This is a genomic window from Dokdonia sp. MED134 (genome assembly GCF_000152925.2).
Lineage (GTDB): Bacteria > Bacteroidota > Bacteroidia > Flavobacteriales > Flavobacteriaceae > Dokdonia.
The window spans coordinates 2,952,474-2,974,037 of sequence record NZ_CP009301.1 but is presented as its reverse complement, the minus strand read 5'-3'; the positions used below and the strand labels follow the sequence as shown (position 1 = coordinate 2,974,037).

Annotated in this window: 14 protein-coding genes and 1 other RNA gene; 8 read left to right on the top strand and 7 right to left on the bottom strand. The window is 36.7% G+C overall.

Annotation, left to right across the window (positions count from 1 at the left end):
- Nucleotides 1–35: 35 nt before the first annotated feature.
- Nucleotides 36–1,241, bottom strand: coding sequence for an NAD(P)-dependent oxidoreductase (locus MED134_RS13185; protein WP_038599988.1), 1,206 nt, complete (start codon nucleotides 1,239–1,241; stop codon nucleotides 36–38).
- Nucleotides 1,242–1,414: 173 nt separating this feature from the next.
- On the opposite strand from MED134_RS13185, the gene ssrA reads away from it, so the two are divergent.
- Nucleotides 1,415–1,814: a transfer-messenger RNA gene (gene ssrA, locus MED134_RS15000) on the top strand.
- Between the two features lie 83 nt (nucleotides 1,815–1,897).
- Here the strand turns inward: ssrA and MED134_RS14800 are convergent.
- On the bottom strand, nucleotides 1,898–5,527 hold the full coding sequence (locus MED134_RS14800; protein ID WP_158407712.1) for a PAS domain-containing protein: 3,630 nt from the start codon (nucleotides 5,525–5,527) through the stop codon (nucleotides 1,898–1,900).
- Between the two features lie 374 nt (nucleotides 5,528–5,901).
- Here MED134_RS14800 and MED134_RS13175 point away from each other — a divergent pair, with 374 nt between their 5' ends.
- From MED134_RS13175 to MED134_RS13145, 7 genes are all read left to right on the top strand, one after another.
- Nucleotides 5,902–6,498, top strand: coding sequence for a DUF6642 family protein (locus MED134_RS13175; RefSeq protein WP_038599984.1), 597 nt, complete (start codon nucleotides 5,902–5,904; stop codon nucleotides 6,496–6,498).
- 329 nt (nucleotides 6,499–6,827) lie between these two features.
- Nucleotides 6,828–9,206, top strand: coding sequence for a TonB-dependent receptor (locus MED134_RS13170; RefSeq protein ID WP_038599981.1), 2,379 nt, complete (start codon nucleotides 6,828–6,830; stop codon nucleotides 9,204–9,206).
- A 188-nt stretch (nucleotides 9,207–9,394) separates the two neighbouring features.
- Nucleotides 9,395–9,910 carry a PepSY domain-containing protein gene (locus MED134_RS13165; protein WP_038599979.1) on the top strand — a complete coding sequence of 172 codons (516 nt, stop codon included), beginning with the start codon at nucleotides 9,395–9,397 and terminating at the stop codon, nucleotides 9,908–9,910.
- Nucleotides 9,911–10,706: 796 nt separating this feature from the next.
- Complete coding sequence (locus tag MED134_RS13160) at nucleotides 10,707–11,582, top strand: aldose 1-epimerase family protein (protein WP_052084242.1); 876 nt, start codon at nucleotides 10,707–10,709, stop codon at nucleotides 11,580–11,582.
- 2 nt (nucleotides 11,583–11,584) lie between these two features.
- Nucleotides 11,585–12,838, top strand: coding sequence for a cation:proton antiporter (locus tag MED134_RS13155; RefSeq protein WP_052084241.1), 1,254 nt, complete (start codon nucleotides 11,585–11,587; stop codon nucleotides 12,836–12,838).
- Nucleotides 12,839–12,850: 12 nt separating this feature from the next.
- Complete coding sequence (locus MED134_RS13150) at nucleotides 12,851–13,555, top strand: ZIP family metal transporter (RefSeq protein WP_038599977.1); 705 nt, start codon at nucleotides 12,851–12,853, stop codon at nucleotides 13,553–13,555.
- A 39-nt stretch (nucleotides 13,556–13,594) separates the two neighbouring features.
- Nucleotides 13,595–14,362 carry a TrkA C-terminal domain-containing protein gene (locus MED134_RS13145; protein WP_038599974.1) on the top strand — a complete coding sequence of 256 codons (768 nt, stop codon included), beginning with the start codon at nucleotides 13,595–13,597 and terminating at the stop codon, nucleotides 14,360–14,362.
- Between the two features lie 4 nt (nucleotides 14,363–14,366).
- Here the strand turns inward: MED134_RS13145 and MED134_RS13140 are convergent, their stop codons facing one another.
- Genes MED134_RS13140 through MED134_RS13120 form a run of 5 tightly spaced genes read right to left on the bottom strand, consistent with a single transcriptional unit; the run spans nucleotide 14,367 to nucleotide 21,536 of the window.
- Nucleotides 14,367–16,118, bottom strand: coding sequence for a hypothetical protein (locus tag MED134_RS13140; RefSeq protein ID WP_038599972.1), 1,752 nt, complete (start codon nucleotides 16,116–16,118; stop codon nucleotides 14,367–14,369).
- Nucleotides 16,111–18,348 (bottom strand): hypothetical protein, encoded by a 2,238-nt coding sequence (locus MED134_RS13135; RefSeq protein WP_038599969.1) that lies wholly within the window; start codon nucleotides 18,346–18,348, stop codon nucleotides 16,111–16,113. The genes MED134_RS13140 and MED134_RS13135 overlap by 8 nt, the downstream gene beginning before the upstream one ends.
- Nucleotides 18,348–19,631 carry a BatA domain-containing protein gene (locus MED134_RS13130; RefSeq protein WP_038599966.1) on the bottom strand — a complete coding sequence of 428 codons (1,284 nt, stop codon included), beginning with the start codon at nucleotides 19,629–19,631 and terminating at the stop codon, nucleotides 18,348–18,350. Before MED134_RS13130 ends, MED134_RS13135 begins: the two co-directional genes overlap by 1 nt.
- Before the next feature lies 1 nt (nucleotide 19,632).
- Nucleotides 19,633–20,529 carry a DUF58 domain-containing protein gene (locus MED134_RS13125; RefSeq protein ID WP_038599963.1) on the bottom strand — a complete coding sequence of 299 codons (897 nt, stop codon included), beginning with the start codon at nucleotides 20,527–20,529 and terminating at the stop codon, nucleotides 19,633–19,635.
- A 5-nt stretch (nucleotides 20,530–20,534) separates the two neighbouring features.
- Nucleotides 20,535–21,536, bottom strand: a complete 1,002-nt coding sequence (locus tag MED134_RS13120) for an AAA family ATPase (protein WP_038599960.1) — start codon at nucleotides 21,534–21,536, stop codon at nucleotides 20,535–20,537.
- Between the last annotated feature and the right edge of the window lie 28 nt (nucleotides 21,537–21,564).

Below are 21,564 nucleotides of genomic sequence, written 5' to 3'. Positions count from 1 at the left end.
TTAATTAATGTAAGAAAATTAGGACGCTATTAACATTATTCCCTACCATCTACATAATCTTGAAGGTAAGCGTAGCGTGGGGTAAGCTTACCATCTTGCGTCATACGGGCACGCTCAAGTATACCATTTTTATCACCATTAAAAAATGCTGGAATGACGTGTTCTAAAAATAATTCTCCAAAACCTTCACTCGCATCCTTAGGCAACTCACAAGGAAGATTATCTACCGCCATCACAGCTATCACACCCTCATTCTTATAGTTATCTTCTTTCTCAGTATGTGGGTTGTATCCATAAAAAGGCTCAGCAATGGTAGATGGTCTTATGGTACTTGCAACTGGCCCATCTATATCACAAGATATATCTGCAACTAGGTTGATTTTGAAATCTGGGTGTTTTGCATCTTCTCGCGTAAACAAGTAAGGAGCGCCATCTCCATAAAAGTGGCCCGCTATAAAATAATCTGTAACCTTTGCATATTTCATAAAATCACTTTCATATCCAGAAGGATCTTTATAAAACTCTGCTCTACTGCCCGGCTGGCCATCTTTTCTTTTATTATATTCTAGTACATCTATAAGGCAATATACTGGCTCTGTAAATTCTTGACTTAAGTACTCTTGGTCTGTTACTTCTCTTATTTTAAGATGGTCCAGTATTTCCTTTGCACCTCTAGCTACTTTACCACTACCAGAAAGACAAATTTTTATTGCCGGTACATTAATTTTATCCAGTTCTTCTTTTACAGCATCAAGATCTGCTAGACTCTCTACTTTAGGAAGCTCAAATAAGTCATCTCGCTGCCCTAGTAGTCTAAAACCATTATATGCGCCTACGAGACCTGCATAACGGCCAAAACCTATAAGACGTGCTCCGTCTTCTCTAGTAATTACCTCGTGATCATACATCTCAATATTTTTATCAAGAATAGCCTTGAGCAACTTGCGGTTATAAGGCTGCTTTTTTATAGTATGACTAAAAAAGAAATACTTTTTACCAGGTATTAAAGCATCAAGGGGCACTTCCTTCACACCTATCATTACATCTGCATCTGTTACATCCTCTTGTACATCAAAACCATTTATAGTGTATGCCATATCAGGAAAAACGCGTATGTCTGACTCCTCAACCACAAAACTTGCATCTTCAAACTGCTCTCGTGCTTCGGCTAGTTTTTCTGGTGAGAAAACAACTCTTCTGTCTGGCGGATTCTTACGTTCTGTGATGATGGCAAATTTCATAATGTGTGTGAAGTTTTGGCAGGCTATATTGTTGGTATAGCTTTTGCATTTTATTAAGAGCAAATATAAGGTTTAGTGCTATATTTGCTATTCCGCTTTCGCGAAAGCGTACAAGAGAACTTATAATGTTTACAGCTTATGAGTTAAGGAGTACCTGTGAGAGTGATACTACTGGGGTCGACTGGTTTTGACAGCGAGATCAATGGTATTGTAAGCGTGTCGAGCGCTGGAAAATAGCTCGTAAATCTCATATTTCAACTTTTTTAAACGGCGAGAATAACTACGCCCTAGCTGCATAATCTGAATTATAGTAAGATTACGCCTCGGTCTACAAGGTAGACAAGCAGGAAGTCACTCGAGAGCCTTGGTTTACGGCAATCGATATAGTGACTTCGTAAAAGTAAACCTATCTCTTGTAGGGCTTTGATGCGAGAGAGAAACTTAATTGAAGATAAGGGGTGCGTTGGTAGTCACTGACCGGCAATCTCACGAAAATTTAAACAGAGACTACACACGTAGAAAGCAGTAACATTGCTTGTTTGGACGAGGGTTCGAATCCCTCCGACTCCACAATTAAACCCCGTGACACTAGTGTTTACGGGGTTTTTTATTTTTGGGTGACAAATATTACGTTGACAATTTATAACGCTATGAGTTTACGTTGCTATTTTTAAGTGCTTGTTTATTGTGCTTATGAGTTGTGAGGTAGAAATAGGTTTTGATACATAGTCAGTAAAGCCAGCATTGAGCATTTTTTCTTTATCACCAGACATAGCGAGACCGGTCTGGGCAATTACTTTTATTTCTTTATTTGTTTTCCTTATTTCTACTAGAGCATCGTTACCATCCATCTCTGGCATATTTATATCCATTAATACGAGATCTAGTGAGGGGTTTTCATTAACAATTTTTACGGCCTCCTTTCCATTAACAGCCCGTATAACAGTACAGTTATAATTAGAAAGACAAGCTTTTATGTAAAGAAAACTCAAATTATCATCTTCGGCTACTAAAATTGTAAAATCACCATTTTCTAAAGTTGTTTCACTAGGGTCATTTACAATAGCAATCTTGTCTGCTACTTGTTTATAAGGAATTGTAAAATAAAATATTGATCCTTCACCTATTTTTGATTCTATCCATACAGATCCATTCAAAATTTTAATTAGACCTTTTACAATAGACAAACCTAATCCTACACCTAGATTATGAGTTTGTTCTCTTTTACCCTGCGTAAATCGGTCAAAGATGTTTTTTTGTTCTTCTTCATCTATTCCTATTCCAGAATCTTTAACATAGAATTGTAGTATTTCTTCTTTTAAAGTGTAGCCAAATTCTATAGAGCCCTCCTTTGTAAATTTTATTGCGTTTTCTAGTAGGTTAGATAATATTTGAACGAGTTTATTTTCATCAGTTTCTATAGCGCTGTCTGTATCTGATAGCGCCTTATTAACTTCAAGTTTAATATTTGTCCCTTCTAGTTTTAATTGATATTTTGAATATAAATCATCAATAAGTGAATTGAGGTTAAGGTGAGAATTTTCGATATTTATGATGTTAGACTCTATCTTAGAGATATCAACAATATTAGAGATAAAACTCAAAAGACGGTGTCCTTCTTTTTCTAAAAGTTCTAGATAGATATCCTTTTTTTCTTCAGATATGTTTTTTCTCCTTAGTAATTCTGAAAAGCCTAAAATACCATTCATTGGGGTGCGCATCTCGTGGCTTAAATTTGCGAGAAAAGCAGACTTTAATCTATCACTCTCTTCGGCTTTCTCTTTGGCGCTTATAAGTTCACCTGATAATTTCTTTTGCTCGGTTATATCTTGATTAGTTCCCGCAAGGTTTATTACTTTTCCATCCTCCCCCATCACGGGCTGACATATTGCTCTTATAGTCTTTTGTGGACGGTTAGGAATACAAATTCTATACTCTATATTATATGGCTCTCCTTTGGTTATTGCTTTATCTATAGCATTTTTAAGAAGTTCCATATCATCTGGATGTACTCTCTCCACTACGCTTTCATAATCTGGTAATTTCTTTCCATAGTCAAAACCCCAAATATTATACATTTCTTTAGACCATTCCATCTTCATACCGGATGGTCTAACTAGCCAACTACCAATTTTTGCGAGGGCTTGGGCATCACTAAGTTCGTTTTCTGTTTTATCTAATAATAGTTTGGCTTTAAGTTTATCCTTTTCATTTTGTCGCTGTTCTGTTATATCAATAAAGACCGTAACTATCTCTGTAATTTCTCCTACATCATTAAGTACGGGAAAACCATTAAGAGTTGTCCATTTTATCTCCTTATCATTATCACCTAGAAGCCCGATAATTTGATTATTTATAGACTCTTTAGTCCTTGCTATTTTATTTACGGGATATTCTGATAATGCTAGTGGTGACTTATCTAAATTTATAAGTTTAGGATTGACATAACGAAGCGCTTTATCTTGTATAGCTTCTTGATCTATACTCAATATTTCTGAAGCCCTATCATTGCATTGCACTATTGAAGTATCTGGGGCGTGTACCACAACACCTGCTTCTAGATTTTGCATTAAAATTCTAAAACGTCGTTCGTTTGCCTCGGCACGCTCCTTTGCCTCTTTTATTATGGTTTCTGTCTTAAAACGCTCTGTAATATCGTGTATAACACCTACTATAAAAACTTCACCTTCATTATCTATAAATCGTGTCTTTCTAGTAGAAATTCTTTGTGTCTCTCCATCTCGTATAGTAATAGACTCTTCATTTATACTCTCTATACCATCGCTTATAAGCTTTCTGTCAATCTCTAAAAAGGCATCCCTTTCCTCCTTTGTTACGTCTTCTGCAAGAGTTTTACCTATAATATCTAATCTATCAAAACCAAAAAGCTTGCAAAATGCATCATTAACTACAAGGAGTCTACTTTGATCATCTTTTACAAAAACAGGGTCACCTATATTATCTATAATATTATTAAAATGGTTTTTACTTTTTTCGGCTTCTTCCTTTGCTCTTATAAGTTCTTGATCTAAGAGTCTCTGCTCTGTAATGTCTTGAGCGGTCCCTTTTAAACTTATTACATTACCGTTTGGACCTACTACAGGCTCACAAATACTTCTCACCACTTTTTGTACTCCGTCAGGAGGGCAGACTCTATGCTCAATGTCATAAGAAATGCCAGAATCTATGGCTGTTTGTACAGAGACATTCCATAACTCCAAATCATCAGGATGTACTCGATCAATTAGTTTTTCATATTCTGGAGTACCTTGTGAAGAATCAAAACCCCAGATAGGATACATAACATTAGACCATTCCATTTTTAATGTAGGGATCTCTACTATCCAGCTACCTACTTTTGCAAGAGTTTGTGCTGCATTTAAGTCATTTTCTATATTCTTAATATCAGTAACATCTTGTGTTACTCCAAAAACTTTTCCGTTTTCAACTTCTATCGCTAGATGATTTAAATGTCTTATCTCACTATTAGATCTTAAAATACTAAATTTAAAAGGCTTCATACCTTTACCTTTGTAAAGCCCTCTAATGATATCATTTACTTTTTCTCTATCTTCCTTTACAACAAATTGCCCCACATTCAGGCTTGTAAGCTCCATCTCTCCTCTCTTCAGCCCAAAAATATTAAGCATTTCATCAGACCAGTAAACAGCACCGGTTTTCCAATCCCACTCCCAGCTGCCTATTTTTCCAATTTTTTGAGCCTGTTGTAAATTTAATATCGATTTTTTCTTGGCATTCTCTGCCTCCTTAAGCGCACTTATGTCTTGTATAGTAACTGGAACCGTTTTTTGCTCAAATAAATTTTGCGGTAGGTTAAGAGATATCATAGCCGCAAACTCATCTCCTTTGAGCGTTTTGTAATTTACTTCTGATGAAAATGATTTCTCATTGTTCCAAATAGCAACTATAAGATTTACAAACACTTTAGTCGCTCCTTCACCAAATGTGCGTTGTATATTATCTAAAAAATCTTGTTTACTACTTGCTTTAAAAAGCTTTAAAGTAGCCTCATTAACACTATTAATCTTCAAGCTTTGCAATAGTAGGAACAACGTATCGGGATTTTCCTTTAAGTACTCCCTTATATCAGAAATTTTATCTGTTCTTATTCTTTCTATTTCTTTATACACTAAGGTAAAATCTTCATTCCATATAGATATGGTAGAATTATCAAAGAGCGTCTTATAACTCTGTTCTCTCTCAGATTTTAAAACCGCTATCTCCCTTTCTAATTCTTGGTACGTAGGTTTCTTATCTAACGTCATACTTTTTATAGCTTTAGCCATATCATTCTCCTCATTTACACAGTTAACAGTCTTATTTACTGAACTTTAAAATAAAACTATCAAAAATTTATTATATCGTGGTCACAAATTTTAAAAAGATTGATACCGCTTTCGCGAAAGCGTACATAAACTTATTAAAATCACCTTAACGCTGCTTTTTAATAAAGTATAAGACAAAACACTACGATAAAAAGTTCCTTAAAGACTAGATCAAAAGAATTCTTGATAATTTCTTAAGGTAAACGGGAGGCTTTTAGAAACTAATGGAAAGGTTTTATATTATTTTTACAATTCAGAAAAATATATTGGTATAAGCAATTATCTAGCTTAACCACTTAACTGCACATTGTGTTATGAATGAGCCCCTATCGCATCTTACACCTTATACCGAGGCAGAAAAATTTGTTTACTGCCTTGAGGCAGTGCCAGATGTAGAGCTAGAAGCCACGACAGTTGTTTTAAAAACCCTAGAAGATATTGCCTTAACGCAAGGAATTACTAGTATTTACAAAAGTTGCGACACTATAGAAGGACTAGAAGATAGCCTAAATACGCTCATTTATGATGACCATAATTTTAAGGATTACGAAATTATATATCTCATAATGTCTGGCCAGCCTAATAATATTATGCTCAATGATTACTATTATAGCATTGAGGAGATAGCCGAAATTTTTGAGGGGAAGATGACCGGTAAAATCATTCAATTTTCAAACAGAAAAGCTCTAGATCTTACTGATGAAGAGTCACAATACTTTTTAGATGTAACTGGAGCAAGAGCCATATCTGGCTATGGATCAAGGAATAAAGACATCTTAAGTTATAATACTATAGACAGGGTGTTTATTACTATGTTTCAAGAAAATGATGACTTTAAAGAAGTTGTAGAACAGATGTTTCAAAAACATTACAAACTCTGTAAGCTACTAGACTTTAGACTATACTATTAATGCAAATACTTAAAATCTAGTAGTTTAAGAGACCGCTTTCGCGAAAATTCTCTTGAAATTAATAAATCTCGTTTAAAAAATCGCTATTCATATTTTTTGTTAATCACTGACAATAATTACTTTCAAAACCAGCTCAAGCGCTGGTTTTTTTACCCTCTTATAGAATCAACCTTAAATTAAATCCTCTCTGGAGTACATCGTACTCATTCCGAAAGGATTACAAAAAGACGCAACAAATTATTTAGATTAGTTCTAAATAATTTTGATTATGCAAAAATCTTCTATTAGTTTTGCTCTCTATTTATATTTAATCTAAATAAAAACAATCAATGAAATATTTATTACTCTTTACACAATTACTGTTTTTATCTGTAGTAGTTGCTCAAGACAAACCCACCATAAGTGGAACAGTAAAAGGAATGCATAATGAAGTTATTCCTTTTGCAAACATCTATATACCAAGTCTAAAGAAAGGTACCGCAGCAGATGAACAAGGTGTTTATACCTTATCAATAAAAAATGATGGTAATTACAAAATTCAAGTAAGCGCTGTGGGTTTTGTAACAAAAACGGAAGACATAACTTTTACGTCAAATAAAACAGTAAACTACAGCTTCATACTAGACCTCGACAACTCTCTCGAGCAGGTTGAAGTTTTTGGGAGGCGCAATAGTCATCCAGATAAAATTGAGGCACTTACAAGACTACCGCTAGCAACACACGAACAAATACAAAGTATCTCTGTTATTTCTGAAAAGCTTATAGAAAATCAGGGAGCATTAACCATTGCAGACGCTACAAAAAATGTAGCTGGTGTTTACACTTTTGCAACATACGGTAACAAAAGAGAAAGCATTTCATCTAGAGGCTTTAGAGGAATCCCAATTTTAAAGAATGGTGTACGTGTACACTCAGATTTTAGAGGTGTTGGTATACTTACAGATATGCAAGGGGTAGATAACATTCAAGTTTTAAAAGGGGCTGCAGCCATTACTCAAGGTGTTGCTACAGATTTAGGTAGTCCTGGAGGGGTTGTTAACATAGTTACTAAAACACCAAAATATAGTTTTGGAGGTCAAGTTTCGCAACGTGTAGGGAGTTTTGGACTCACTCGTACAACAGCAGATGTATATGGACCGCTTAATCAAAAAGAAACCATAGCTTATAGAATAAATGGAGCTATTCAAAGGTCTGATAGTTATCGTTCGGGAATTTCATCTCAGCGTTTTTATATAAATCCCTCACTTGAATTTAAAATAGATAATAAGTCTAAGCTCACCTTAGAACTAGATCATTTTTATGATAGCCGAACTCCTGATATAGGGACCGTAAATCTAGATGAGAATGATACAAATGCAATTTACGACTTACCTTATGATCAATTTTTGGGTTTTGAAAATGATAAAGCAGTAACAAAAAACACGACATACGCCGTGAGGTTTGATAGAATTCTTTCAGATAGACTCACCCTTAAGACAGCTTACTATGCTTCACAATTAGATCTTAATGATAAGGGAGCAAGTCTAGGAGGAGCTGTTTCCTTAAATAATGAAACACAATATAATCTTAGAGAGAGAGGCTACTCAAGTGCTTATAGAACAGATAACAATAGCACCTTACAACTAGACTTAATAGGTAAAGATGTACAAACCGGCTCAATAAAACATACTTTTCAAATAGGATTAGATTACAGAACCTCTTATGCATCTTATGGTAATGAAACTGTAAATGTCGTTGATACATTAAATGTGTTTATGGCAAACAGTAATGTACTTCCTAATCTAGATTTTGAAGTTGAAAACTCAACAGTATCAGAGACAAACGCTCTAGGCTTTGTAGCACAAGATGTTATATCTTGGAATAAATGGCTTAACACATTTATAGGGTTACGTTATAGCACTACAGAAACTATTACAGGAGATGAAATAACGAGCAGTAATGCCTTTAGCCCTCTTGTAGGTGTTGTAGTTTCTCCTTCATCACATCTCAATGTATTTGCTTCATATACAAATAGCGCATACCCTCGCACCGGAAATAGAATAGATATTAACGGTAACGCCCTTGGTAATGAGCGTTTTGATCAACTAGAAACTGGAATTAAAACAAGCTGGTACAATGACAGACTACGTTTTAATGTAACTTATTTTAAGATTAATAATCGCAATATTAATTTACCGGTCTATGATGATAACTTTATTGCCACAGGTTTTTATGAAAAAGGAGGTAATGATCAAAGACAAGGGGTAGAACTAGAACTAACTGGTAGAATACTAGAAAATCTCACAGCTGTAGCAGGATATTCATACATAGATGCACAGTACAAAGACCATACATCATTTGTTTATGGTTCTTCCCCACTCAACACACCTAGTCATACAGCAAATCTCTTTTTAAATTATTCTTTTAAAAATAGACTTAAAGGTTTATCACTAGGTGGTGGAGTTTATTATACTGGAGAAAGACCTGTAAATGATTGGTCTGCAGGAGCTGTAAGTCACGAGGGTATTGTTCCTAACCAAGAACCCTTTGATATAGAGGCTTTTACTCAAGTTAACCTCCAAGCATCATATGTTTTTAATCAAAACTGGAGTGCAAGATTGTTGATAAATAACCTTTTTGATGAAATAGGTTACAATGCATATAGAACAAGGTTCATAAATCAAACTGACCCTAGAACGCTATCTGGTGTTGTAAGTTATAATTTCTAACGAGTGTTTAAAATTACTTCATTGAATGTAAATACCAATAGTCATCTTTTTAAGGTGACTATTGGTATTTAATAATATAGTAAACCCTATTTCAGGTTTATTTTAAGAAGACTACATTTGCGACTTATTTTTTTACACAGTAAACTTTGTTCTAATGAAGAGCGCAAAGATTTCATAACACGACCATTATGGCAAAACGCAAAACTCCATTTTCATTAAAAGTACGTTCAATACATAGATACCTAGGTTTCTTTCTAGCCGGTATTATGGCTGTCTATGCCATAAGTGGTATTGTAATGGTGTATAGAAATACAGATTTTTTAAAACACGAAGTGATTACAGAAAAGCAAATGGAGCCTAAGCTTACCTCAAGCGAGTTGAGTTCAAAATTGCGCAAAAACCCAAAAGTGACTAAGACTGAGGGAGCTGTTTTCTATTTTAAAGGAGGGTCATATAATCAAGAAACCGGTATTGTAACCACTCGCAAGATGGAACTTCCTTATATACTTGATAAGATGGAGCACCTCCATAAAGCGACGACTAACAGCCCTGTATACTTCTTAAATATTTTCTTTGGAGCTTCTTTACTCTTTTTTGTAATCTCTGCATTCTGGATGTACACGCCTAAAATGCCCATTTTTAAAAAAGGGATGCTCTTTGCCATAGGTGGATTTATACTCACTATTATATTACTGTTTATATAGTGTCCCAAAAAAATAATCTAAAAAAAATTGACTTTTTTACTCCAAAAAAAGGAAATCCGTAAAATACCTAACAGAAAATCTAGTATTCTTGCCACGGTTTAGATTATTAGGGGTATTTAAACCAATTTATTTGCAAAAGGTATCCGTCGCTGGGTACCTTTTTTTGTTTAATACTTAAGCAATGTAGCGTCTACGCTAAATAACCTACGGTTGCTTCTAGTACATTCATCATATTGTAATTAATCTACTTTTACCACCTAAGGTCTTCAATATGCATAGCTACTTATAAATTGCAATATCTTGTGTAGTTTATCTATTACAAACAACGTTTTATCTAATCCCTAGGTGTGCAGCTGGGTTTACCCTTAAAAATCAAGTAGATACCTACATTTGTCATTACAAAGAACAGGCACCTACTGTCAGCATAAAGTTTTTTGTAAGGAAAAAAGAACATAGACGCTCTAAGTAATAAACTTTTCAGTTTTTATTTGAATTAGACCAGAAGAGACTCTATAAAGCATTAATCCCCCTTTTTTCAATGTGATTGAGTATTGATTTGTTAGACGTACTAAGCGTAATCATATTGACCCAAAAGGCTACTTACCCTCAAGTAGCCTTTTTTTATTTTCACTCTTGATATTGTAATAAGAACTTGCAACAAAGCACATTGAGTACTTTAATTATGAGATGGTTATAAGAGAAGACCATTTTCGCGAAAGCGTAGTTATCATAAACAGGGTATGCAACTTGCCATAAATTATACTACCTTTAAGTACAGACCACAACAACCCTATATATGCTGCATACTATTACAAACGAGCACCTCACCTGCTCCATCCTTGCAAAAGGTGCTGAGATAAGATCACTCACAAATAATAAAACTGGACAAGAATACATCTGGCAAATCAATCCAGAAGTTTGGAGAAGCAGTTCGCCACCTTTATTTCCCGCTATAGGCACCATAAAAGAAGGTACCATCATTTATAAAGAAACCGCCTACCCTATGACAAAACACGGCATAGCTCGTGATAATGACCATTTTTTTTACAAACAGTTAAGCCCCTCATCGTGCTCTTTTACCTTAAGTCATAATGAAGATACACTGGTTTTGTACCCTTTTAAATTTTCATTTACAATAACATACACACTAGAAGATAACCGCTTACTTATGGCTTACGAGGTGGTAAATCTAGACACCGTCCCTATGTACTTTACCTTTGGCGGTCACACGGCATATGCGTGTCCCGTAAGGGATAAAAAAGAACTTTCAGATTATGTAATAGAGTTTCCAGAGGCACAAAACCTATCGTCACTTACACTAGATAATACTGGGCTACTCACCTCAGTGACACGCGATATAAATACAGATGGGGCTCTACTCTCACTGTCTAAATCATTGTTTAATAAGGATGCACTCATTTTTTCTGATATAGATTATAATTGGGTACGCTTACGCGAAAAGTCAAAAACCAAGGGTATAATTGTACGATTTACTGGTTACCCAAATCTTGCACTTTGGGCACAACCTGGAGCAGACTATGTGTGTATTGAACCTTGGCTAGGTCTTCCTGATGCAGAAAGTGAATCTCTAGATATCACAAAAAAGAGCACATACACAAAATTAGAGCCTCAAAAACAACTAAGCCGCACCATTGAAACAATAGTCGAATAGTGATGGCAGTTATAGAAATATCGTCATACTTTCCAGCTCTTGCCTATACCGGTTTTGCCATCTCCCTAATGGCCTTTATACCTGTATATTCAAAAAAACTCAAAATAACATACATCATTCCTTTACTATTACTCGGGGTGTGTTTATACTATCTGGGTGCCCCACTGCCCTGGCCAGATCCTCTTTGGGAACTAGAATTTGGAAAAATAGTAAGTGAGGTTATTGTCATCATAAGTTTAATGACCGCCGGGCTCAAAATAGGCACAAGTTACAAATGGAGTGACTGGAAAAAACCACTATCACTCATCGCCATAACAATGCCTCTCTTTATGATTGCTGTGTTTCTTATTGCGTACTACCTACTAGACCTCAACGGCCCCGTATCACTACTACTAGCAGCGGTTCTAGCACCAACAGACCCTGTACTTGCAAGTGAGTTACAACTAGAAGAGCGACAAAGTTTTAAAGAGCGCAATACAGGCTTAAGATATACACTCACGGCAGAGGCTGGTATTAATGATGGGTTTGCATTTCCATTTGTTTTTTTAGCGATTTTGTGGAGTAATGCGGCTAGTTTTTCAGAAATAGACTGGCTACATTTTATTGGGTACTATTTCTTTTTTAAAATTATAGGTGGTGTGCTCATTGGGGCTCTTATAGGCTATATATACAGCTGGGTTGTACAATATCATAGTAAAGAAAACCGTCGTTATATTTTAGATGGCTTTATTGCGGTCGCCCTCACCTTTTTCTCGTACGGTATTGCAGAAGTACTACACACCTATGGATTTTTAAGTGTATTTGCCGCCGGGGTATTTATGCAGTTTCATTGTGGTAAAAACTCAGATGATAATATAAACACCACAATGCTTCACTTTGCCGAGGAGACAGAAAAGCTACTAGTTGCCTTATGGACAATATTTTTTGGTGGGGCTGTTGTGTCTGGTATTCTTTCTTATACAGATATTTGGGGAGTCATAGCGAGTTTAGCATTTGTACTTATTTTGAGACCTATTTTTGGGTATCTGGCAATGCTCACAACAGATTTTTCTGGGCCAAAAAAATGGGCAATAAGCTTTTTTGGAATACGAGGTATAGGTAGTTTCTTTTACTTAAGCTATGCTCTTATGAAAGGAAAATTTACCGATTATGATGAGCTTTTTGGCATTGTGAGCTACGTTATTCTATTTAGTATACTCATACACGGTTTTACAAGTTTACACGTCATAGATTATTTTAAAAGAACTCAAAAATAATATTAGCACATTATGTTAACTACAATCATTGTAATCTGCGTTGTTTCTTTTGCTCTTATCGCAGGCGCACTATGGGGAGTATATGGTAGGCTTTCTAATAAAACTGAAGGCTTTCTAGTTGCACTCGCAGGAGGAGCGCTTATGGTATCTGCAGTACTTGAACTTATACAGCCTGCGTTAGAAAAAGAGCCTATAATCACACCACTCATAGCTGTTTTTACTGGTGCTATTGTATTTACCATTCTTGATTTTTATGTGAAAGAAAAATGGAGTACCAGTAGCGGTGGCTCAGGCTTACTTGCTGCGATTACCCTAGACGGGTTACCAGAAAACTTAGCACTGGGGGTTGCACTTATAAGTGCAGACCCACTCACAGTAGCAGCGCTATCTGGCTCTATTGTACTATCTAATCTACCCGAGGCTGCAGGTGGAGCAAAAGAAATGAAAGCCGATGGTAGATCTTCAAAATCTATTATCTGGTTATGGACAGCCACAGCAATTGTGTTATCTATAGCAGCACTTGTGGGCTATTTTTTCTTTGACAAAGTGTCTAATGACACATTAGACCTTATACGCTGTTTTGCTGGAGGAGCGGTCGTGGCTTCACTAGCAATTGAAGTTTTTCCAAAGGCTTTTAAAGAAGATAAATACTGGACAGGCCTGGCAACAGCCATAGGACTCGTGCTGGCATTTTATCTCAACACACTAGGAGGTTAAGTTGCTAGCATAAATTACTTTATATAACAACATCAAATTATGATTGCAGCAGTATCCCTTTTTCTTATTGTCACACTCTCGGTACTCATTACCAGAATAGCGACTATCGCACTTGTACATACAGGTCTATCTAGCGAGAGTGCCAAATTTCAAGCAAGATCTGCTTACACAGGTGCTGGTCTAAGCACTCAAGAAACAGAAAATATTATGAATCACCCTGTGAGACGTAAGATTATCTATAACCTTATGCTCATAGGTAACGCGGGTATTGTAACAGCAATGTCTTCACTTATCCTCACATTTGTATTACCAGAGTCTAATGCTTCTAGACTTTATGGTTTTCTAATTATAGTGGGAGGAATGATTGTACTATGGTTAGGTATAAGGAGCGCTTGGGTAGACAGAGGGCTATCACGTATCATAAATAAAATGCTCAAAAAATATACAGATCTTGAGATTAATGATTATGCTGCCGTATTACACCTCAAAGACAACTATAAAATTATAGAAGCACAGGTAGATGATGATGGCTGGATGTGTCATCGCACATTACAAGAGTTAGACCTACGTGAGGAGGGAATCACTATACTAGGTGTAGAGCGTGAGGGCGTAGGGTATTTTGGATCACCATCTGGTAACTTTAAAATGTTACCTCACGACAAGGTAACTATTTACGGAAAAGCAGAAGGTATCAAAAGCATCTATAGCCGAAAAAAAGATCACTACGCACAGTCTGAACATCAAAAATTTGTAGAAAAAGAAGAAAAAAGACTTGCAACAGATGAGCAAAAGATAAAGAAATCTTAGGCATCTAGCTCTTATAAATTCTAGGGGCTAGCCATAGGTAACCCATTGCTAGAATAAAAACTGTAAATGCCCACCATTTTGTAAACGGTACAGGTATAGAACTTTCTAAAGAAAGACTGCTCTCATTCTTATAAAAGGAAGCATTTTCTGTTATTTGTTTGTACACCTTTTTTGCCCTCCACGCGGTATCATTTATAACATACATAGCCTTTAGAGAAGCGGGAGCCTGCGCCACCTTGAGGTTTACCCATCCATCACCATTAGGGTAGATTGTACCAGACCATTCATCTTGCAGCGTCACATTTTGTACAAGGGGTACTACTACATCATTATTCATTACAACCTTTGGCAATGGTATACTTGTGCGCAAATTAAATTGAAACGGCTCATCACTATATGCCATATAATCACTGAGTGACCACTGTACAAGCGACTGTGGTTGCTGGCTTATTTCACCTAGTGCCGCACTCCATAAATAGTGATATACATCCTCATTACCACTTAGTAATAATTGAAAAGAATCTTCAGCCAGTAGAGTACCTATGCGTCCTGTTCCCTTTTGTGCATAGGCACTTAAGATGCCATTTTTTGTTGCTAGTATAGGTTCAACAAGAGCACCATTTGTAAGTGTGGCAGGGTATACTGGTATTTTTACTCTAGGCCAAGAAGGAAGCTGTAATGCTGTTATATTTTTTCGCTTAAAGCGAAAACCAAATTTTGACCCCTGCTCTATAAGTCTGGCATCTGCTTGAAGAAGTAGTCCCATACCCTGCTCTTCTACTCGGTAATTAATGGCATTTTTTGAGCGCTGGCTCAGTCCATTATACGTGCTCACATCTGTAATTATAACATCAAATTCAGAAAGGTTTTGACGTGTAAAATTGTAAATGCTTTTCTGGCTACGGTTGTAATTTTCAAACTTATAACGATCTTTTGTAATCTGACTGCGCACAAGTACCTCGTGACCACTCTCTGCTAGGTAATTTTTGAGATATTTAGTCTCAAACGTAGGAAATGTATTCACCATTAAAACACGCAAGTGACCACGATCTTTTATTGTTAATGGAAGCGGGTCTGAACTTATAATCTTACCCAGACTGTCTTTAACTATGATATGATAGAGGTAATTTCCTTTTGCTTTGGGTAGTGTGTGTAATTTAAAAACAGTCTCATCTTGATTTAAGATTTTTACAGAGTCTATAGCGCGTGCTCCAGACTCTTGTAACAATACGGTATTACTAGAAAAAGAGTTTTTATATAGACCAGTTACAGTAAGTGAATCTCCAAGCAATACTTCTGTATCATAAGCGAGTTTTATAATCCCAGAGGTGGGTTTGTGAGGATGGTAATAGACTTTCTTATTTTTAAACTGCCACAAATCATAAATAGCAACCCCGTCACCTGAGATATGGAGCTCACTTATGGAGTCTAATTGTGGCTGTAGATTTTGATTTTCTTTATAGGTAATTGTTTTTAGCGCTGGAGTTGTACTCTTAAGGCTATCTATTAGATTTGAATCAAAATTTGCTGTCTTTAAAACGGCTACTTCCTTTACCTGTTTTTGAAAAGTTACAGGTTCTAAAAATAAGGAAGCCACCGCACTCAGTGCTAGTAGAGCAACAATACCACGTATGATAAACCTTGTGGTTGTAACTGCCTTGTATTCCTTCCAGAGAAATAAAATCCAGAGCAACACTAGGCCTATCACTGTAGGCCAAATAAGATCCTCACGTAAAAAATGTATTGTATCAATCACGTTTTTGTAACTCTTTTGTAAATAATGATTCTAGCTTACTCGTGTACCCTTCTGGGTTTTTAGGAGTTTCTGATACTCTAGGCAATGCCTCAAGAAGTCCTTTTTGTACAGATTGTATCACGGTTTTAGGTTGTTTCTTATCTTCTGTGAGCCATTTGAGTTTTTGTAAAGTAAGTAGATGCCTAGAGGGCTCTAAGATGGCTAGTTGTGCAAGTTCTTCTCCCGCTTTCGCGAAAGCGGTCTTATCCTCCTCCGTAAGTTCTCGCTCATTTTGTAATCTTTTTTCTAATATCTCTATGCTTTCTCTCATAGACACATAAGGGTCTTTATTATCAAAATCTTCTTTTTTAAAGACGTTTGTTATCTCTTTAATCTCTCCAGAGAGTCTCTTATCTTCTTTTATAGGTGGAGGGTCAAAACCTATGCGGTGCACATAAATACGTGCACTGTTTTTTATCTCTTGTATGAGTTTTAAAGCTTTATACTGGTAAGGCAAAGATGTATCTGGATCTGCTAGTCTGAGATGTAACTCTGCATCCCACATTTGTGCCATTGCATTTTTTAACTTGCCACGCAGCGATTCTGTAAAAAGTGTTGACTCCTCTGGGTCATCGTGATTATGCAGGTAATCTTCAAAGAGGGAGGTTTCTTTTTCTTCTTCTCCCTCAGATTCTTCTTCGTGCTCGTGGTCGTGGTCTTCTTCTACAAGGTTGTGTTCATTTTCTGTATCGTGATCGTGACGAAAGCCTGCCGTAGGATCATCTTCATCATAATCGCTCATATCTATATCTTGGGCAACTCCTATACCTGAGTCGTCCTCATCACCCATAAATTTACCATACTTAAGACGCAAGGCTTTCTGGTCAAATCCTAGCTCATTGCTCCTATTTGTAAACTCTTGCTTTGTAAGTGTGTTTCTATCTTTTATAAGTTTTTCTGTATCAATTATAAGTTGCCGCTGACTTCTAAAATAATCTGGCATTAGGTCTGCTCCCATCGTGCCTTCTACCCCAAAACCATCACTCACCGTATCCTTAATCACTGCAAAGTAGGTCTCGCTGCGCGTGATATTCGGCTTTGGTGTCTTTTGATCTCTTGTCTCTACATAAAAGTATAACTCATCACCCAGTTCCATTTTTAAGGCATCTAGACTAATACTTTTTGTCGCGGTCATTGTTTTTATACCCTTAGTTATGGGTGCATCAAAAGCTATTTTTTCTTCTCTAAACTTTACAGACTCTCCTTCTCCTTTACTTACAGTTGCTATAATTTGAGCACTCTCGATACCAAAATCATCTGTAATCAAGGCACTAAAATCTATCACTTTACGGTCTGTATGCTCAAAAGTTGTAAACTGAGCGATATCTTTTATGGTAATGGCAGGAGGTTGATCTTTCACCACTTCTATCGCATAAATATCTGATGTATATGCACCATCTAGACTATCAATAAAATTAAAATTATAATAACCAGATGTAGTAGGAATTAAACTGGCAGAAGCTCTGAGTGAGTTCTCGTTAGTTCTTTTTAAATTAAACTTTTTGCCCGTCCCCAGACCTTCTAGTGTGACCTCTTTTATAAAACCCTCAAAATCTAGACTCCAAAAAAGTTTAGAACCCTCTACAGCCTTTACATTCATAATACTCGTGGTACGACTTGCTAGTTTAGTATATGATGGATACTGTATAGTAACCTGTTGTTGTTTTAACACCGGCGGTGCGTGCAAGGGCGTTATGGAATCTGTAGACTGTAATTGTATCACCTCCTTTTGAGAATCACCATTATCTAAAACTGGAGGAACAATAAATTGAGAACCCACGTACCCCGCACCTATGAGCATAAATGCAACAATAGCTGCTGTCTTTACACTTGTTTTTGGGCGTATGGTGTTTATTTGTTCTTGTAAAACAGTACTTACTTTATGCTGCTGTAATTGTCCTAAGCCTGAGAGACTTGTTGTTTCTGTAAATAATAGACTAGTACTATACTCTGCACTGCTAAGATGATGATCTAGATACTCACTTACTGTGGTAGCCGTAATGCGCCACGGTTTTAATACTAACATCGCTAGTCCAGTTACTAGAGTAAATACTAACATAGATATCCCTAACTGCCTGCTCAACAACCAGCAGAAAACACCTGCTCCTATACCATAAAGCAAGCCCTGTATTACTAGCAATAATTGCCAGCGGCTGGTGTACTTTGCTATATGTCTTTTTCCCTCTAGCATTATTGTTTTCTAAGTTTTGCAACAACACGTTCTATTATAATCATAACTATAAGCAGTAACCATAATGGGTCCACAAGAGAGGCTTTTACTTCTTTGCTGGGCATAGAGCTACTTGCATCCATATTTGGTTTAAACTGACTCATTGCAAGCGATCTGTTATCAAGTCTATCAAAATCACTTTGTACAGCCGCATCTAGTGAAAGCCAGTGCAACACACCTTCTACTAACCTCTTATTAATCACTATCTCTGGTGATAATCTCTGGGTGAGATTTGTATAGTTTGTTCCAGAAATAGTCTTTACTATTTTATTTGAAAATAGGTCTTCCTCAAATTTCAAAACTGGAATATCAACTTCTGGCGCTTCATCATTAGACAACCATATTAGAAAATCTGGTGCCGGGTCTGCCGCACTTTTTAAACCTTTATAAATATTAATGGTTATAGGTTTTCTGGTATAGCCTTTTACTGCTCTTAATGCAGATTCTAGGTACATCGCCTCTGTAGCAAAAGAGCTGTTATAAATTACATCTACCGTTATAGTATCTTCTTTTACAACGGGTATTAGTCGCTCTGTATCGTTTTGGATAATAGAGATGGTACCATCTTTAACCGCAAATTGTGATGCTGCTTTTTTTGCTTTCGCGAAAGCGTGATAATCACTCCCCCCTACTGCCGAAAGTACAGTGATACTATCTTGATCTTGTATTGCATAAAACGGGACTTCCTTCTCTTCTTGAGATGTGATGGACACCCAGTTTATATGTTTACCTAAGCTAGGTCGCTTACCTTGTATACCTTGAACGAGATTTTGCGAGAATACAACCACACTATCTGCTCTTAGGGTGGCTATCTCTTGTGCAAGTTGCCAGTAACTAGGTATTGTTTTACTAGGTGGTATTTCTGTCTCCAGATCCCATTTAGGCAATCCCTCTTTTAATAAAAACCTATCTTCTAAGGGTAGTGTTTTAAAACGACTTTGCTCCTCTTGCGTGTCTATAAGTGAGGGTTCAAAAATATAAGCTACCGCTACTTGATCTGGTGTATGTGTTGTATAAGGCTGTGCTAGTATGATTGTGAGTATAGCGATAAGTAAACAGCGCAGCAGCAGCAACCACCACTCATTAACCTGTATGCTATTACTCTGTTTTGACTTTGTTTCTGTTATAAACTGCGTGCTTCCTACCTGTATTGTTTTTACTTTGCGTTTACTCCACAAGTGTATGGCTATGGGGATTAACAATCCTAGTAGACCCCAGAGATATGTAGGTTGTAGGAGCGTCATACTAGATTAAGTTTGCACGTTTTTTTAAGAAGAGCTGTAATGCCTCTCCTAGATGTTTGTCTAATGTAAAAAGATCATAACCTACACCACTAGACAGGAGCTTTTCTTTAATTATTGTCATTGATGATTGCATAGCCTGTACGTACTGAGCACGGGCATCTCTGGCATTTACTTTTACTTTTTCTCCAGATTCAAGATCTTCAAAAATTACTTGCCCTTTATAATTAAACTCGAGCTCTTGCTTTCCTAAAAGATGAATTACTGCAACCTCATTGCGAGAGGTCTTCAAGGCAGTAATCATATTTGTAATTTCTTCGCTTTGCTCATAGAGATCTGTAATAAAAAATATAAGCTCTCTATGGCTACGATTATGAAGTTGATCACTAGTTATACGCTCTGGCCAGCTTCCTTGATTTTTGAGCTCGAGTAATTGGTATAAAAACCTATTAAAATGTGATTTTCCCGTAGCTGGCTGTAATGTTTCTAACTGCTTGTTATTTACAGTAAGTAAACCCACTGCATCTCCCTGAGAATGGGCTAGATGAGCGAGACTAGCAATGAGCACGTTTGCATACTCCATTTTAGATAACCCTTCTTCTTTATGAAGCATTGAGGCGCTAGTGTCTACAATAAACTTTACAGTTATATGGGTGTCAATCTCAGATTGCTTGATATAATAGCGTCCAGAACGTGCGAGCATTTTCCAATCTAAAAGTCGCAGATCATCACCAGGCTCATACCCTCTATACTGGCTAAACTCAAGACCAGCTCCTACTCGTCTGCTTCTATTTAAGCCAGAGAGATACCCATCTACAATTACTCGCGAGATGAGTGATAAACCAGAAACTGTATTAATTACATCTGGTTTAAGAAGTGCTCTATAATCGTCTTTTGCCATAAATATTATGCGCTAAAGTCTGTATGATCTAATAATTGACGCGTCACCGTATCTGAAGTGATACCCTCTGCCTCTGCTTTAAAGTTTACAATCACTCTATGACGAAGTACTGGTAGAGCCACGTTTTTAATATCATCTAGGGTTACGGCTATACGACCTTGTGATAGTGCTCTTGCTTTTGCTGTGAGTATCATAGCTTGCCCGGCTCTGGGGCCTGCTCCCCAGCCTACCCATTGCTTTACAAAATCATTTGCGGTAGTCTCTGGTCGTGTTGCGCGTACAATGGTGCTTACAAAGTCTATAAGATTATCACTTATAGGCACTTGCCTTACAAGCTCTTGTAATCTTAAAATTTCGGCACCACTTAGTACGGGTTGTACCTTTTGCTTTACTCCGCCTGTTGTACTTTTTAAAATATGCTTTTCTTCGCTTGCTGTGGGATATCCTATTTTTATATAAAATAAGAAACGATCTTGTTGCGCCTCTGGTAAAGGAAATGTTCCAGATTGCTCTATAGGGTTTTGCGTTGCAAGTATAAAAAACGGGCGCTCTAGTTCATAGGTTTTACCAGAATAGGTAACCTCAAACTCTTGCATTGCCTCTAGCAGCGCTGCCTGTGTTTTTGGCGGGGTTCTGTTAATCTCATCTGCCAGTATAATATTTGCAAATATGGGTCCTTTCTTAAACTCAAAAGATTTTTTACCGGTGCTATGATCTTCTTCTAGAATCTCTGTACCTACAATATCTGACGGCATTAGGTCTGGTGTAAACTGTATGCGCTTAAAATCGAGATCTATAGCCTCTGACAAGGTCCTTATCATAAGCGTTTTTGCCAGCCCTGGGACTCCTTCTAGTAAAGCGTGACCACCAGCTAGAAATGTGATAAGTAACTGCTCTACTGTATCTTCTTGACCTATGATAACCTTTGCTATCTCTTTTTTAAGATCACCTAGTTTTGAAGTAAGACTATTTACCTCCTGCTGTAGTGTGACTAACTCTTGTTTCATTCAATTTTCAATTTAAAATTGGTTATTT

What these genes read in the sequence shown, in the direction of transcription:
- MED134_RS13185 (WP_038599988.1), bottom strand. Translation starts at nt 1,241, where the DNA reads ATGAAATTTGCCATCATCACAGAACGTAAGAATCCGCCAGACAGAAGA.
- MED134_RS14800 (WP_158407712.1), bottom strand. Translation starts at nt 5,527, where the DNA reads ATGACGTTAGATAAGAAACCTACGTACCAAGAATTAGAAAGGGAGATA.
- MED134_RS13175 (WP_038599984.1), top strand. Translation starts at nt 5,902, where the DNA reads ATGAATGAGCCCCTATCGCATCTTACACCTTATACCGAGGCAGAAAAA.
- MED134_RS13170 (WP_038599981.1), top strand. Translation starts at nt 6,828, where the DNA reads ATGAAATATTTATTACTCTTTACACAATTACTGTTTTTATCTGTAGTA.
- MED134_RS13165 (WP_038599979.1), top strand. Translation starts at nt 9,395, where the DNA reads ATGGCAAAACGCAAAACTCCATTTTCATTAAAAGTACGTTCAATACAT.
- MED134_RS13160 (WP_052084242.1), top strand. Translation starts at nt 10,707, where the DNA reads ATGCTGCATACTATTACAAACGAGCACCTCACCTGCTCCATCCTTGCA.
- MED134_RS13155 (WP_052084241.1), top strand. Translation starts at nt 11,585, where the DNA reads ATGGCAGTTATAGAAATATCGTCATACTTTCCAGCTCTTGCCTATACC.
- MED134_RS13150 (WP_038599977.1), top strand. Translation starts at nt 12,851, where the DNA reads ATGTTAACTACAATCATTGTAATCTGCGTTGTTTCTTTTGCTCTTATC.
- MED134_RS13145 (WP_038599974.1), top strand. Translation starts at nt 13,595, where the DNA reads ATGATTGCAGCAGTATCCCTTTTTCTTATTGTCACACTCTCGGTACTC.
- MED134_RS13135 (WP_038599969.1), bottom strand. Translation starts at nt 18,348, where the DNA reads ATGCTAGAGGGAAAAAGACATATAGCAAAGTACACCAGCCGCTGGCAA.
- MED134_RS13130 (WP_038599966.1), bottom strand. Translation starts at nt 19,631, where the DNA reads ATGACGCTCCTACAACCTACATATCTCTGGGGTCTACTAGGATTGTTA.
- MED134_RS13125 (WP_038599963.1), bottom strand. Translation starts at nt 20,529, where the DNA reads ATGGCAAAAGACGATTATAGAGCACTTCTTAAACCAGATGTAATTAAT.
- MED134_RS13120 (WP_038599960.1), bottom strand. Translation starts at nt 21,536, where the DNA reads ATGAAACAAGAGTTAGTCACACTACAGCAGGAGGTAAATAGTCTTACT.